The organism is Nonomuraea sp. NPDC050451, assembly GCF_044458585.1.
In genome coordinates this window covers 241,239-255,008 of record NZ_JBITHZ010000009.1, presented here as the reverse complement: position 1 = coordinate 255,008, position 13,770 = coordinate 241,239, and the positions used below count along the sequence as shown (strand labels likewise).

The following is a 13,770-nucleotide window of genomic DNA, read 5'->3' as shown; positions in this document are numbered from 1 at the left end:
ACGTCCCGAATGTGACCGTGTCGCCGGTTGCACAGGCCCCCAGCGCTCCCAGGTGCCCCGCTCCACCGGGACGGCGCGCTCTGACGCCCTGCCGGGGACGCGGTCGCCGCCGAGCACGAGGCCGGCTCCGCCACGCCGGCGGCCTCGGAGTCGAGGCGTGCCCGGGAGCCGGGAGTGGGCAGGGTGCAGCGCTTGCCGCGGGTCCGGGGCATGAGGTCAGTCCTCTCCGCGGGTCACGGTGGCGGCGTACTGCGGTGAGCTGTCCAGCAGCTGCCGGTGCGTGCCCTCGGCGAGCACCCGCCCGTCCTCCACGTAGACGACGTGGTCGGTACGGTCGAGCACCAGCGGGCTGGTCGTGCAGATCAGCGTGGTCCGGCCGGCCCGGGCCTTGGCCAGGCGTTCGGCGATGCGGGCCTCGCTGTGGGCGTCGACGGCGCTGGTGGGTTCGACCAGGATGAGCACCTCCGGGTCGGTCAGCAGCGCCCGGGCCAGGCGCAGCCGCTGCTGCTGCCCGCCCGAGAACTCCCGCCCGGCCTCGGCCACCGTGGCGGACAGCCCGTCGGGCAGCGCCTCCACGATGTCCTCCGCGCAGGATGCGTACAGGGCGTCGCGCAGCTGCGCGTCGGAGGCCCCGCCGCGCACGTCGAGCTCGTCGCGCAGGGGGCCGGTGAACAGCCGGGCGCCGTTGTCGGCGACCAGGATGCGGGCGCGGACCTCGTCGACGGGCAGCGTGGACAGGTCGGCCGCGCCGAACGTGACGTCGCCGTCGGCGTAGCGGCCGAGCCGGTCGGCGATGGCGATCGCGTCGTCGGGGGTGTTCGCCGCGACCGCCGTGAGGCAGCCGGGCTGGAGGGTCACGCCGCTGTACGAGTCGCGCAGCACGCCGCCCGCGCTGGTGCCGGTGCCGCCGGTGACCTCGGGCTGAATGGACAGGATCCGGATCACGCGCCCCGCCGCCACGTGGCCCTTGGTGAGCTTGTCGGCGGCCTCGGTGAGCGTCCGCATGGGGCCGATCAGGAAGACCGCATAGAGGTAGAACGCGACGAGCTGCCCGGTGGGGATCTCCCCGGCGGCCGCGAACGAGGCGCCGATGCCGGTGACGGCGGCGATGAGCAGGCCGGGCAGCACGATCTGGGCGCCTTCGAGCACGGACTCGATCCCGGCCACGCTCACACCGGCCCGCCTGACCCGCTGCGACTCCGCCCGGTAGCGGTCGGTGAACACCTGCTCCCCGCCGATCCCGCGCAGCACCCGCAGCCCGGCCACGATGTCGGCGGCCCTGGTGGACAGATCGCCGGACAGCTCGCGCTGCCTGGCCTGTCGCTTGTGCAGGGGCCTGAGCAGCGGCCCCACGGCCGCGGTCATCAACGGCACGCCGAACAGGACCAGCAGCCCGAGCGGCAGCGAGGTCGAGATGAGGATCACCGTGACGGTGACGATGGCCACGATGGAGCCGGTGCCGCGCAGCAGGATGTCGATGGAGTTGCCGATGTGGGCGATGTCGGAGTTTCCGACGCTGACGACCTCACCGGTCGAGAGCCGCTTCGGCAGCGTGGCGCCCAGCCTGGCGGACTGCCTGGCGGTCAACTGCACGGTGCGGTAGGCGGCGGCCAGCCAGTTGTAGACGGCCATCCGGTGCCGCATGATCCCGGTGAACGCCTGCATCAGCCCCAGGCCGAACAGGACCGACGCCCAGAGCAGCAGCGCCCCGGTGTCCTTCGCGGTGACGGCGTCGATGCCCTTCCCGAGCGCCGCCGGCATCAGCGCCTGCACCAGCCACCACAAGGTGGCGAAACCGATGCCCGCGAGAAGGTGTGCCGACTGCCGCCGCGCGTTCCACCACAGGTAGCGGAGCGGGCTGCGGATGTCGGGCACGCCGGGATCGGCTTCAGGAAGGGATCGCATGGCCTGACAAGGTTGACAAGGCGCACCCCGGCTCGGCAAACGGTTTTCGAGCAGCTGGAACGTACGAAAACCCGCTCCTAAAGCGTCCGGAACGCCCGGTACGTGTACGTGAGCGCCGCCAGCGCAGTCACCGCCAGCAGCAAATACCCGACCGTGTACGCCCCCGTCGCGGTGAAGACGACCCCCATCACCAGCGGCGGGAAGTACCCGCCCAGCCCTCCGGCGGCACCGACGAGCCCGGTCACCGTCCCCACCCTGGACGCCTCGACCAGCCTGGCCACCAGGGCGAACACGCCACCGGTCCCGAGGCCCAGGAAGAACGCCATGAGCACGAAGCTCACCCCGGCGGGCACCTCGGGCGGCGGCCGCAGGGCCAGGACCAGCGCCATCACCACGGTCCCGCCGAGCGACACGAACAGCACCCTGACCGGCCCGATCCGGTCGGAGAGCGCCCCGCCCAGCGGCCTGGACAGCACGGCCGCGATCGAGAACCCGGCCGCACGCAGCCCGGCGTCGGTCTGAGCGAAGCGGTACACGTTCTGCAGCAATGTCGGCAAATAAGTGGAAAAAGCTACGAAGCCACCAAAAGTCACCGCATACAGGAACGCGCACTGCCAGGTCGCCTTGATCCGCACCGCCTCCCGCATCCCAAGCAACGCGGGCGCACCGGCAGACGACCCCGCCGGCGAGTCCCGGCTCCCGCCCAGCATGATCACCCCCATCAGCGCCAGCACCGCCGCCATCAGCACATGAGCCCCCGCCCGCCCGAACTCCTCCACCAGTCGCGGCGTGAAGAACGAGGACAGCGCCGTGCCGCCCATCCCCGCCCCGAAGACGCCGGTCGCGAACCCCCGCCGCGCGGGCTCGTACCAGGCGTTCACGAACGGGATGCCGACCGCGAACGACGTCCCCGAGATCCCCAGCAGGAACCCCCAGAACAACAGCCACGCATACGAACCGGACCACCCTACGAACAGCACGGGCACGATCGACACGAAGCAGATGACCGCGAACATCCGCCGCCCGCCGAGCCGATCGGTCAGCACTCCCACCGGGATCCGCCCCAGCGCCCCGACCACCACCGGGATCGCCACCAGCAGCGAGGTCTGGGTCGGCGACAGCCCCAACTGCCTGCTGTAGCTCCCGGACAGGGGCCCGATGAGGTTCCACGCCCAGAAGGTCACCGCGAACGCCGCAGTGGCCAGGGCCAGGTTCGACACCTGACCTTTACGAAGCTCAGACATACACCCTGTGTAACAGAGGGTCACCATCTGTGATGAAGTGGGGGTATGAGTGCAGAGGAGCTCCTGCTGAAGACCGGTCGCTATCTGCGCAGGTCGGTCACCAGCGCCGATCTGCACACCATCTATCTGAAAGGCGGCGTGGAGGGAGACGTCTTCTACCGCGACCGATGGAGTCACGACAAGGTGGTCCGCTCCACGCACGGCGTGAACTGCACGGGCTCGTGCTCGTGGAAGGTGTTCGTCAAGGACGGCATCATCACGTGGGAGGCGCAGGAGACCGACTACCCGAGCGTGGGCCCCGACCGCCCCGAGTACGAGCCGCGCGGCTGCCCCCGCGGCGCCGCCTTCTCCTGGTACACCTACTCGCCGACCCGGGTCCGCTACCCGTACGCCCGGCGCGTCCTGGTCGAGATGTACCTGGAAGCGAAGAAACGCCTGAACGGCGACCCGGTGGACGCATGGGCATATGTCGTGAAGAACCCGTTGAAAAGGCGGCGCTACCAGTCCGCCCGAGGCACTGGCGGCCTCGTCCGCGTCAGCTGGGACCTCGCCACCGAGATGATCGCCGCCGCCCACGTCTACACCATCCAGCGGTACGGCCCCGACCGGATCGCCGGCTTCTCCCCCATCCCGGCCATGTCGATGGTCTCCCAGGCGGTCGGCTCCCGGTTCCTGTCGCTGATCGGCGGCGCCATGCTCTCCTTCTACGACTGGTACGCCGACCTGCCCGTCGCCTCCCCCCAGGTGTTCGGCGACCAGACCGACGTGCCGGAGTCCGCCGACTGGTGGGACGCCGCGTACCTGATGATGTGGGGCGCGAACGTCCCCGTCACCCGCACCCCCGACGCGCACTGGATGGCCGAGGCCCGCTACCGGGGCCAGAAGGTCGTCGTGGTCTCCCCCGACTACAGCGACGCCGCCAAGTTCGCCGACGAGTTCGTCAGCGTGCGGCCCGGCACGGACGGCGCGCTGGCCATGGCCATGGGGCACGTGCTGCTGAAGGAGTTCTTCGTCGAGCGCGGGACGCCCTACTTCACCGACTACGTCAAGCGCTTCACCGACCTGCCGTTCCTCGTCCGGCTGGAGGAGCGCGCGGGCGCGTACGTGCCCGGCAGGTTCCTCACGGCCAGGGACCTGGGCTCCGAGGAGGAGGCGGCCGAGTGGAAGACCGTGCTCATGTCGGAGACCGGCGAGCCCGTCGTGCCGAACGGCTCGGCCGGCTTCCGCTGGACCGAGTCCGGCAAGGGCCGCTGGAACCTCGACCTCGGCACCGACCCCAAGCTCACCCTGTACGGGGGCGAGCCGGCCGAGGTCCTGCTGCCCCGCTTCGACGGCGGCCGATCGGTACGCAGGGGCGTCCCGGTGACCAGGGTCGGGGAGCACCTGGTGACCACGGTGTTCGACCTGCTGCTGGCCCAGTACGGGGTGGCGCGCGACGGGCTCCCGGGCGTCTGGCCGGCGGGCTACGAGGACGCCGGGGAGCCGTACACGCCGGCCTGGCAGGAGGCGATCACGGGCGTGCCCGCCCAGAGGATGGTGAAGATCGCCAGAGAGTTCGCGAGGACGGCCGAGTCGACCCGGGGCCGCTGCATGATCATCCTCGGGGCGGGCACCACGCAGTGGTTCCACGGCGACACGATGTACCGGGCGTTCCTGTCGCTCCTCCTGTTGACCGGCTGCCAGGGCCGCAACGGCGGCGGCTGGGCGCACTACGTGGGCCAGGAGAAATGCCGCCCCCTGGCCGGCTGGGCACTGCTGGCGGGCGCCCTCGACTGGGCGCGGCCGCCACGGCAGGTCCCGGGCACGCCGTACTGGTACCTGCACACCGATCAGTGGCGCTACGACCACTTCGACGCGGGCGACCTGGCCTCGCCCCTCGGCCCCGGCAAGTTCCGCGGCAAGCACACCGCGGAGCTGGTGGCGGAGGCCGTCAGGAACGGCTGGATGCCGATGGCCCCGACGTTCGACCGCAACCCCCTGGAGCTCGGCGACGCCGACGACCCCATCGCCTACACGCGCGAGGAGCTGCGCTCGGGCCGGCTCGGATACGCCGCCGAACGTCCGGACGACCCGCGCAACTGGCCCCGCGTGCTCACGCTCTGGCGCTCGAACCTCCTCGGCTCCTCCGCCAAGGGCAGCGAGTACTTCCAGCACCACCTCCTCGGCGCCATCTCCAACCTGGAGGACCCCGACAGCCGGGCCCCGAGCGGCAAGCTGGACCTCCTGGTCACGCTCGACTTCAGGATGACGTCCTCGACGATCTTCTCCGACATCGTGCTCCCGGCCGCCACCTGGTACGAGAAGCACGACCTGTCGTCCACGGACATGCACCCGTTCGTGCACGCGTTCAACCCGGCGATCAGCCCACCCTGGGAGACAAAAACCGATTTTTCTGCCTTTCATGCGATCGCCCGCACCTTCAGCGAGCTCGGCGAGAAGCACCTCGGCGTCCGCAGGGACGTGGTCGCGACGGCGTACCAGCACGACACCCCGGGCGAGCTGGCGGTGGGCGGCGGGCCCGAGCTCAAGGTGGTGGAGCGCGACTACGGCGCCATCGCCGAGAAGCTGTCGGCGCTCGGCCCCCTCACGGAGAAGCTGGGGATCCCGGTCAAGGGCGTGACGTTCATGCCCGACGAGGAGGTGGCCTGGCTGGGCCAGGCGTGCGGCCTGGTGCCGCGCGGCCCGGCCAAGGGCCGGCCGGTGCTCGACACCGACGCCAAGGCGTGCGAGGCGATCCTGGCGCTGTCGGGCGTCAGCAACGGCAGGCTGGCCGCGCAGGGCTTCAGGCAGCTCGCCGAGCGTACGGGCACCGACTTCGAGGACCTGGTCAACGTCTGGCACCGGATCGTCTTCTCCGACACCCAGGCCAGGCCGGTGTCCGTCGCCGCCAGCCCCGAGTGGTCGGGCAAGGAGTCGCACGAGCGCCGCTACTCCCCCTTCACGATCAACGTCGAGAACGGCAAGCCCTGGCACACGCTCACCGGCCGCATGCACTTCTTCCTCGACCACGACTGGATGCACGAGTACGGCGAGTCGCTGCCGATCTACCGCCCGCCGCTGGACCTGGCGGCGCTGCTGGGCGAGACCGGAACGCTGCGCTACCTGACCCCGCACAGCAAGTGGTCGATCCACTCCGAGTTCCAGGACAACCTGCTCATGCTGTCGCTGTCGAGGGGCGGCCCGACGATCTGGATGTCGGTCGAGGACGCGGCCGGGCTCGGCATTGCGGACAACGACTGGATCGAGGCGGTCAACCGCAACGGCGTGGTCGTGGCCAGGGCGATCGTCTCGCACCGCATGCCGAAGGGCACGGTGTACATGTACCACGCGCAGGAGCGCCTGATCGACGTGCCCAAGTCTGAGGCGACCGGCCGCAGGGGCGGCATCCACAACGCGCTGACCAGGGTGCTCATCAAGCCCACCCACATGATCGGCGGTTACGCCCAGCTCTCGTACGGCTTCAACTACTTCGGCCCCACCGGCAACCAGCGCGACGAGATCACCACCATCCGCCGCAGATCACAGGAGGTGCGCTTCTGATGGCCACGATCATGGCCCAGATCGCCATGGTGATGAACCTGGACAAGTGCATCGGCTGCCACACCTGCTCGGTCACCTGCAAGCAGACCTGGACCAACCGGGCGGGCGTCGAGTACGTCTGGTTCAACAACGTCGAGACCCGCCCGGGCCAGGGCTACCCGAGGCGCTACGAGGACCAGGACCGCTGGCGCGGCGGCTGGACGCTCGACAAGCGGGGCAGGCTCAAGCTCAGGGCGGGCGGCCGCCTCCGCAAGCTGCTCACCATCTTCGCCAACCCCCTCATGCCCGCGCTCCGGGACTACTACGAGCCCTGGACGTACGACTACGAGAACCTCATCAGGGCGCCCCTCTCCGAGGACGTCCCCGTCGCGCCGCCCAGGTCGCTCATCAGCAACCGGCCCACCAAGATCGAGTGGAGCGCCAACTGGGACGACGACCTCGGCGGCGACCCGTCGCCCGACCCCGTGCTCGCCAAGGTGTCGGACCAGGTCAAGCTGGCCTTCGAGCAGGCGTTCATGTTCTACCTGCCGCGCATCTGCGAGCACTGCCTCAACCCGTCGTGCGTGGCCTCGTGCCCGTCGGGCGCCCTGTACAAGCGGGCCGAGGACGGCATCGTGCTCGTGGACCAGGACAAGTGCCGGGGCTGGCGCATGTGCGTGACGGGCTGCCCGTACAAGAAGATGTACTTCAACCACAAGACCGGCAAAGCGGAGAAGTGCCATTTCTGCTACCCGCGGGTGGAGGTCGGGCTCCCGACGGTCTGCTCGGAGACCTGCGTCGGGCGCCTGCGCTACCTCGGGGTCCTGCTGTACGACGCCGAACGCGTGGCGGCGGCCGCCTCGGTGGCCGACGAGCGTGACCTGTACGAGGCCCAGCTGGACCTGTTCGTCGACCCGAACGACCCGGCGGTGGACGAGGCGGGGCTGCCCGCCGACTGGGTGGAGGCGGCGCGGAGATCCCCGGTGTACGACCTGATCAAGAAATATCGGATAGCGCTGCCGTTGCACCCGGAGTACCGCACCCTGCCGATGGTCTGGTACGTCCCGCCGCTCTCCCCCGTCGTCGACGCGCTCTCCGGAGGCGGCCACGACGGCGAGGACGCGGTCAACCTGTTCGCCGCCATCGAGTCGCTCCGCATCCCCGTCGGCTACCTGGCCGAGCTGTTCACCGCCGGCGACCCGGCGCCCGTGACCGCCGCGCTGCGCCGGCTGGCGGCGATGCGCTCGTACATGCGCTCGGTCAACCTGGGCGAGCCGCCCGTCCTGGCGGACACGGGCCTGTCGGAGGAACAGGTACGCGAAATGTACCGGCTGCTGGCCCTGGCCAAGTACGACGAGCGGTACGTGATCCCGACCGCCTTCGGGAACATCCCGCCCGGGATCGTGGAGGAGGGCGGCTGCAGCCTCGACTACGACGGCGGACCCGGCATGCAGGCCCCGTTCGGCGAGGCGTCGGGCCGGCCCGTCCCGGTCTCGGTGGAGACCTTCCACAGCCTGAAGCAGCGCCAGACCGGCGACGAGGTCACCCACGAGCGGGTGAACCTGCTCAACTGGGACGGCCGCGGCACCCCAGCCGGCCTGTTCCCGCTCAAGAGGAGAAGACCATGAGCAGTGCCGTCATCGGCGCCGTCGTCTGGCAGGCCGCCGCCCACCTCCTCGCCTATCCCGACGAGCGCTTCTGGAACCGGCTGCCGCTCATCAAGGAGGCCGCCGAGCCGCACTTCGGGACGTTCCTGTCGCGCGCCTCCGACCTCGGGCCCGGCGAGCTGGCCGCGCACTACGTGGAGACGTTCGACCTGCACCGGCGCTGCTGCCTCTACCTCACCTACTACACCGACGGCGACACCCGCCGCCGCGGCCGGTCGCTGGCTGCCCTGAAACAGCGCTACCGGGCGGCCGGGTGGGAGCTGATGGACGACGAACTGCCCGACTTCCTGCCGGTGATGCTGGAGTTCGCCGCGCTCGATCCTTCGGGCGCCGAGCTGCTCAAGGAGCACAGGCCGGGGCTGGAGCTGCTGCTCACGGCCCTGACCGATCGCGACTCGCCGTACGCGTACGTGATCGGCGCGGTGTGCGCGGCCCTGCCGCCGATCACCGCCGCCGAGCGGCTCCAGACCACGCGCCTGGCCCAGGCCGGGCCGCCGGCCGAGACCGTAGGAGGTTACCTGTGAGCTGGGCGGAGAGCACGCTCTGGGTGGTCATGCCGTACCTGACCCTGCTCGTCTTCGTGGGCGGGCTGATCTGGCGCTACCGCTACGACAAGTTCGGCTGGACGACCCGCTCGTCCCAGCTCTACGAGAGCCCGCTGCTGCGCGTGGCCAGCCCGCTGTTCCACTACGGCCTGATCTTCGTGATCGTCGGCCACGTCACGGGCCTGCTGATCCCGGTGAGCTGGACCGACGCGATCGGCGTGTCCAACGCCGCCTACCACATGAACGCGCTCGTCTGGGGCGGGCTCGCGGGCCTGGTCACGCTGGTGGGGCTGGGCCTGCTGATCTACCGCCGCCGCGCCACCGGCCCGGTGTTCATGGCGACCACGGCCAACGACAAGACGATGTACGCGGTGCTGGCCGCCTCGATCGTGGCGGGCGTGGTGACGACGGTCACAGGGTTCGTGCCCAGCGAGGTCAGCTACCGGACCACGGTCGCGCCCTGGTTCCGCAGCATCTTCATCCTCCAGCCGGACGCCGCCGCGATGCGTCAGGCCAACGTCCTTTACAAGGTGCACACGCTCATCGGGATGGCACTGTTCGTACTTTTCCCGTTCAGCCGCCTGGTGCACGCTCTTTCCGCCCCGTTGGGGTATTTGTTCCGTCCTTACATCGTGTATCGGAGTCGCACGCGATAGCGTGCCGGGGCGTCTGGCAGGGGTGGGAGTAGGCGAGAATCAACCCTTGTGAAGCACGGGTACACCAACAGCACAGTCGGCGACGGCGCCCTGGTCGTGAAGTGCTACCAGGGGCCGGAGGCGGCGTTCCGGCTGGGCACGGAGAGCAGATACCTGCGCCGGCTGCGCGGCCGGCTGCCGGTCCCCCGCGTTCACCAGGTCACCTCGACCAGCCTGACCACCCGCTTCGTCTCCGGCACCCACGGCCAGGACCTCATCGACGAGGGGCACGCCGCCGAGGTGCTCGCCGAGTGCGGCCGGGCCCTGTCCGGCATCCACCGGCTGGGGATCGTGCACGGCGACTTCGGCCCGCAGAACATGCTGTTCGACCCGGCCACGTTCCGGACGGCCGCGATCCTCGACTGGGAGTGGGCCCACCCCGGGCGCCCGGTCGAGGACCTCGCGTGGTGCGAGTGGATCATCCGCAGCCATCACCCGGAGCACGTTCCGCTGCTCTCGCGCTTCTTCGCCGCGTACGACGGGCCCGTCCCCTCGTGGGAGGAGCGCCAGGAGGCCATGGTGGCGCGCTGCCGCGACCTGATCGACTTCTGCTCCCGCTGGGAGCCCGGCGGGGCGGGCGAGAAGCTCTGGCGCGAACGCCTCGAAACCACGGCCGCCTGGACGGAGTAGCGGCGCCTCAGCCCGCCCCGGGCTGCCTCAAGCCGCGGATCGACGCCACCGCCGCGTCCAGCAGCCCGACCTCCCGCTCGGTGAGCGCCTTGTCGGCGGCCCGGCGCGCCCTGGCCCGGTCGAGCCCGTCGCCGAAGTCCATGGCGGGGCCCAGCCCGGCGACCAGCGCGACGAGGCCCCGCCGCGCCACGTCGGCGAACTCGATCTCGTCCACGGCCGCCTGCGCGAAGATCACCGCGGACATCGCGCAGTCGAACCCGGGAGGCCCGTCCTGGCTGTTGCACCAGTCGATCACGACCGGCCCTCGGGGCGTGAGCATGACGTTGTCGGGATGCAGGTCCAGATGCAGCACCCGGTCACCGGGATCGGCGCACGCCAGTGCCGGGATCTCGTGCAGCCGCCGCAGCAACCGGGCGACGGTCGCGCCCGCCTCCTCGGCCGTGATCTCCCCGTCGAGCATCGCCCGCAACATCGTCGGCCCCGACAGCCGCCCCATCACCAGGTCGGTGGCCGCCCACGCGTCGGGGTAGAGCTCGGGCACCGGATATCCGTGGCCGGCCACGTGCGCGATGACCGCCGCCTCCCGCCGCGCGTCGATCGGTATCCGGTAGCGGCGTAAGACCCGCTCGTCATCGATCGCGTACACGTCCGCGGTGCGCCCGGATCCCAGCAGCTCGCCGACCTCCATGCGCCACAACCTAGTCAAAAAAGCCGTGGCCCGCCGACGGGGACGCGGGCTAGGTTCCGTCCATGGCCGAGATACACGGTGTGTGCGAGGACCGCTTCGGCGAGGTGCGCGAGATGCTGGCCGCCTCGCTGGCCAAGGACGACGTCGGCGCCTCGGTGGCCGTCTACGTGGACGGCGAGCCGGTGGTGGACATCTGGGGCGGGTACGCCGACGCGGCCCGAACCGTCCCCTGGGAACGCGACACCATCACCAACGTCTGGTCGACCACCAAGCCGATGACGGCGCTGTGCGCGCTGATCCTCGCCGACCGGGGCGAGCTCGACCTGGCCGCGCCGGTCGCCGCCTACTGGCCGGAGTTCGCCGCCGCGGGCAAGGAGCGCGTGCTCGTACGCCACCTGCTCTCCCACACCGCCGGCCTGCCCGTCTGGGACGAGCCGATGACGGTCGAGGACCTCTACGACTGGCAGCTGGCCACGACGCGGCTGGCCGGGCAGGCGCCGCGCTGGGAGCCGGGCACCGAGGCCGGATACCACGCGGCCACCCAGGGTTTCCTGGTCGGGGAGGTCGTCCGCCGCGTCACCGGGCGCAGCCTGGGCGCCTTCTTCGCCGAGGAGGTGGCCGGGCCGCTGGGGGCGGACTTCCACATCGGCCTCGCCGCCGAGCACGACCCCCGGGTCTCCCCCGTCATCCCGCCCCCGACGCTCATGGAACCCCCGTCCGACCTGCCCGCCAATCCCCTGCTGCGGCCCGAGGAGGCCAACACCACGCCCTGGCGGCGCGCCGAGATCCCGGCCGCGAACGGGCACGGCAACGCCCGCTCGGTCGGCCTCGTACAGTCGGTCCTGGCCTGTGGCGGGACGGTCCGAGGCGTGCGGCTGCTGTCGGAGGAGGGCTGCGCGCGTGCCGTCGAGGAGCAGTTCCGGGGCTTCGACCGGGTTCTGGGCACGCGGATGTGGTACGGCATGGGCTACGGGCTGCTCGAGCCGCGCACGTGCTTCTGGGGCGGGATGGGCGGCTCGCTGGTCGTGATCGACCTCGACGCCCGCATGACGGTGGCGTACGTGATGAACCGGATGCTCGACCAGGGCGACGACCGTGGCATGGGTTTCCTGCTGGCCGCCTACGAGGCTTTGTCCTCCTGACGGTTTTGTGGCCGCTCTGTAGCGGTCTTATAGGGCCGTCCATGATCGTTGTATGCGAGAGGCCCCCCGTAGAAAGGGAAGATCACGCATGCGCGTTCGTGCAGGTATCGTCGCCGCGGGTATCGCGGCTCTGGCCGCCATCGGTATCGCCGCCCCGGCGCAGGCGGCCGGCTGGACATACATCGGCGAATACACCAGCTACTCGAAGTGTGTAGACATGGGCCAGTCGTACCAGCGTGAGGGCTGGGACGAGTACAAGTGCACGCTTAACGCCACCGGCTGGTACTACCTCTGGGTCAGGTAGTCCCCATTCCCGGCGGCGCCTCCTCGCGAGAGGGGGCGCCGTTCGCGTGCCGGGAGGAGGGCGACTCTAGGAGACCTGGCGGGACTCGTCGTTCGTGCTGCTGCGGATCTGCTGGATGCGCTGCTTGGTCAGGCCGAGCAGCTCGCCGATGTCCCCGTCCGACAGGCCGAGCTCGTGCATGTGCTTGACGCGCTTCTTGAGCGTGCGCGTGTAGTCCTCGGCGATCGCGGCGGCCTGGCGCTGGAGAGCGGCGAAGTCGTCGAGGTCCTGCTCCGACAGGCCGGGCAGCGCGTAGTGGTAGACGGGCTTGGGCGGCTGGGGGCGGTCGGCGAAGAGGAACGGCAGCCCCTCGGCGACGTCCCCGTGCAGCTCCTTCAACGTGCGGGCGGACATGCCGCCGGCCACGCCGTCCACCTGGGCCAGCCACAGGCTGCCCGCGAGGGTGATGTGAACGTCAACGCGGTCCGCGGTCATGGATCCTCCAGCCAGTCGTCACCGAACAGGTGCGCGAGCCCCCGTTCGAGGGAGTCCACCAGGTGCGGGGTCTCCCCAGGGTAGAGCGGGACGATCGCGCGGGCCGCGACACGGCCCTCGGCGTCCCACAGCAGGAGGAATCGCTGGCGTTTCGTCGTTTCCGCCCAGTCGCAGCGCAAGCCATGGGTGTGGGAGAGCCCGATGATCCGATCGCGGATGGCCGCATAGTCGTCTCGTTCCACCACACGCGGCAGACTATATAGCTTGCCCATCACCGACAAGGGACCTTGTCGGCGAGATTAGTCAGCACCCCAGGCGTCGAGGAACGCCCGCACCGCGGCGCGCGCCAGCTCTCGCAGCTCGTCCTCAGGGATCGTACGGGTGCCCATCTGGGAACGGGCCTCCAGCGGGCCGACGAGCAGGGCCATGAACTGCTCGGCCGCCGTGTCGGGATCGGTGGCACGCAGGCGCCCCGCGAGCGCGAGCCGGGCCATCCGGTCGGCGAGGGCCTGGTTGAGGCGGTCCGGGCCGCTCTCCTTGACGATGTCGAGTATGTCGGGGAAGCGGATGATCTCCGCGTAGAGCAGCCGACGCAGCGCGCACGAGCGCCCGTCGGTGTGCAGGCGGAGCAGCTCGTCGGCGACGCCCTCCAGCGTGGCACGCAGGTCCTCGCCCGGGTCGGCCAGCGGTTCCAGGGCGGCCAGGCGGGCGTTCAGCGTCATCTGCGCGGCGGCCTCCACGGCGCTCCTGAACAGGGTGGCCTTGTCCGTCATGTGGTTGTAGACCGTCGGCTTGGCCACGCCCGCCTCGTCCGCGATGTCCTGCACGCACGCCTGCGCGTAACCGAGCCGGGCGAACACGGCGAACGCGCCCTCCAGGATCGCCTGCCGCTTGTCGATGCGCCCGCGCGAGGTGGTGACCATACCTCCGAATTGTACCCGCCGGTTCAACTTCATG

Annotated in this window: 13 protein-coding genes; 7 read left to right on the top strand and 6 right to left on the bottom strand. The window is 70.5% G+C overall.

The window, feature by feature from the left end:
* Positions 1-216: 216 nt before the first annotated feature.
* Together ACIBI9_RS28020 and ACIBI9_RS28015 are read right to left on the bottom strand one after the other, a co-directional pair.
* Positions 217-1,905: an ABC transporter ATP-binding protein gene (locus ACIBI9_RS28020; protein WP_397225835.1), complete on the bottom strand. Its 1,689-nt coding sequence runs from the start codon at positions 1,903-1,905 to the stop codon at positions 217-219.
* A 77-nt stretch (positions 1,906-1,982) separates the two neighbouring features.
* Positions 1,983-3,149: a nitrate/nitrite transporter gene (locus ACIBI9_RS28015; protein WP_397225833.1), complete on the bottom strand. Its 1,167-nt coding sequence runs from the start codon at positions 3,147-3,149 to the stop codon at positions 1,983-1,985.
* 45 nt (positions 3,150-3,194) lie between these two features.
* Here ACIBI9_RS28015 and ACIBI9_RS28010 point away from each other — a divergent pair, with 45 nt between their 5' ends.
* From ACIBI9_RS28010 to ACIBI9_RS27990, 5 genes are read left to right on the top strand one after another with little or no spacing between them, the layout of a single operon-like run.
* A complete protein-coding gene (locus ACIBI9_RS28010; protein WP_397225831.1) occupies positions 3,195-6,689 on the top strand; it encodes a nitrate reductase subunit alpha in 3,495 nt (1,164 codons plus the stop codon).
* On the top strand, positions 6,689-8,296 hold the full coding sequence (gene narH / locus ACIBI9_RS28005) for a nitrate reductase subunit beta (RefSeq protein ID WP_397225829.1): 1,608 nt from the start codon (positions 6,689-6,691) through the stop codon (positions 8,294-8,296). Before ACIBI9_RS28010 ends, narH begins: the two co-directional genes overlap by 1 nt.
* Positions 8,293-8,859, top strand: a complete 567-nt coding sequence (gene narJ, locus ACIBI9_RS28000; protein ID WP_397225827.1) for a nitrate reductase molybdenum cofactor assembly chaperone — start codon at positions 8,293-8,295, stop codon at positions 8,857-8,859. The genes narH and narJ overlap by 4 nt, the downstream gene beginning before the upstream one ends.
* Positions 8,856-9,536: a respiratory nitrate reductase subunit gamma gene (narI, locus tag ACIBI9_RS27995; RefSeq protein ID WP_397225825.1), complete on the top strand. Its 681-nt coding sequence runs from the start codon at positions 8,856-8,858 to the stop codon at positions 9,534-9,536. The genes narJ and narI overlap by 4 nt, the downstream gene beginning before the upstream one ends.
* A 48-nt stretch (positions 9,537-9,584) precedes the next feature.
* Positions 9,585-10,205 carry a phosphotransferase gene (locus ACIBI9_RS27990; RefSeq protein ID WP_397225823.1) on the top strand — a complete coding sequence of 207 codons (621 nt, stop codon included), beginning with the start codon at positions 9,585-9,587 and terminating at the stop codon, positions 10,203-10,205.
* Positions 10,206-10,212: 7 nt separating this feature from the next.
* Here ACIBI9_RS27990 and ACIBI9_RS27985 read toward each other — a convergent pair whose 3' ends face one another.
* Entirely contained in the window at positions 10,213-10,893 is a 681-nt protein-coding gene (locus ACIBI9_RS27985) for a phosphotransferase (RefSeq protein ID WP_397225821.1), read from the bottom strand.
* A gap of 62 nt (positions 10,894-10,955) precedes the next feature.
* On the opposite strand from ACIBI9_RS27985, the gene ACIBI9_RS27980 reads away from it, so the two are divergent.
* Together ACIBI9_RS27980 and ACIBI9_RS27975 are read left to right on the top strand one after the other, a co-directional pair.
* Positions 10,956-12,035 (top strand): serine hydrolase domain-containing protein, encoded by a 1,080-nt coding sequence (locus tag ACIBI9_RS27980; protein ID WP_397225819.1) that lies wholly within the window; start codon positions 10,956-10,958, stop codon positions 12,033-12,035.
* A gap of 88 nt (positions 12,036-12,123) precedes the next feature.
* Complete coding sequence (locus ACIBI9_RS27975; RefSeq protein WP_397225817.1) at positions 12,124-12,339, top strand: hypothetical protein; 216 nt, start codon at positions 12,124-12,126, stop codon at positions 12,337-12,339.
* 66 nt (positions 12,340-12,405) lie between these two features.
* Here the strand turns inward: ACIBI9_RS27975 and ACIBI9_RS27970 are convergent, their stop codons facing one another.
* From ACIBI9_RS27970 to ACIBI9_RS27960, 3 genes are read right to left on the bottom strand one after another with little or no spacing between them, the layout of a single operon-like run.
* Complete coding sequence (locus ACIBI9_RS27970) at positions 12,406-12,813, bottom strand: hypothetical protein (protein ID WP_364850923.1); 408 nt, start codon at positions 12,811-12,813, stop codon at positions 12,406-12,408.
* Positions 12,810-13,058: a hypothetical protein gene (locus tag ACIBI9_RS27965; RefSeq protein WP_185068507.1), complete on the bottom strand. Its 249-nt coding sequence runs from the start codon at positions 13,056-13,058 to the stop codon at positions 12,810-12,812. The genes ACIBI9_RS27970 and ACIBI9_RS27965 overlap by 4 nt, the downstream gene beginning before the upstream one ends.
* A 54-nt stretch (positions 13,059-13,112) precedes the next feature.
* The gene (locus ACIBI9_RS27960; protein ID WP_397225815.1) at positions 13,113-13,736 is read right to left on the bottom strand and encodes a TetR/AcrR family transcriptional regulator; all 624 of its coding nucleotides are present in this window, start codon (positions 13,734-13,736) and stop codon (positions 13,113-13,115) included.
* Between the last annotated feature and the right edge of the window lie 34 nt (positions 13,737-13,770).

Bases quoted from the DNA above. Each gene is read 5' to 3' on its own strand.
- ACIBI9_RS28015 (WP_397225833.1), bottom strand. From the start codon at position 3,149: ATGTCTGAGCTTCGTAAAGGTCAGGTGTCGAACCTGGCCCTGGCCACT.
- ACIBI9_RS28020 (WP_397225835.1), bottom strand. From the start codon at position 1,905: ATGCGATCCCTTCCTGAAGCCGATCCCGGCGTGCCCGACATCCGCAGC.
- ACIBI9_RS27975 (WP_397225817.1), top strand. From the start codon at position 12,124: ATGCGCGTTCGTGCAGGTATCGTCGCCGCGGGTATCGCGGCTCTGGCC.
- ACIBI9_RS28010 (WP_397225831.1), top strand. From the start codon at position 3,195: ATGAGTGCAGAGGAGCTCCTGCTGAAGACCGGTCGCTATCTGCGCAGG.
- ACIBI9_RS27960 (WP_397225815.1), bottom strand. From the start codon at position 13,736: ATGGTCACCACCTCGCGCGGGCGCATCGACAAGCGGCAGGCGATCCTG.
- ACIBI9_RS27985 (WP_397225821.1), bottom strand. From the start codon at position 10,893: ATGGAGGTCGGCGAGCTGCTGGGATCCGGGCGCACCGCGGACGTGTAC.
- ACIBI9_RS27970 (WP_364850923.1), bottom strand. From the start codon at position 12,813: ATGACCGCGGACCGCGTTGACGTTCACATCACCCTCGCGGGCAGCCTG.
- narH (WP_397225829.1), top strand. From the start codon at position 6,689: ATGGCCACGATCATGGCCCAGATCGCCATGGTGATGAACCTGGACAAG.
- narJ (WP_397225827.1), top strand. From the start codon at position 8,293: ATGAGCAGTGCCGTCATCGGCGCCGTCGTCTGGCAGGCCGCCGCCCAC.
- ACIBI9_RS27980 (WP_397225819.1), top strand. From the start codon at position 10,956: ATGGCCGAGATACACGGTGTGTGCGAGGACCGCTTCGGCGAGGTGCGC.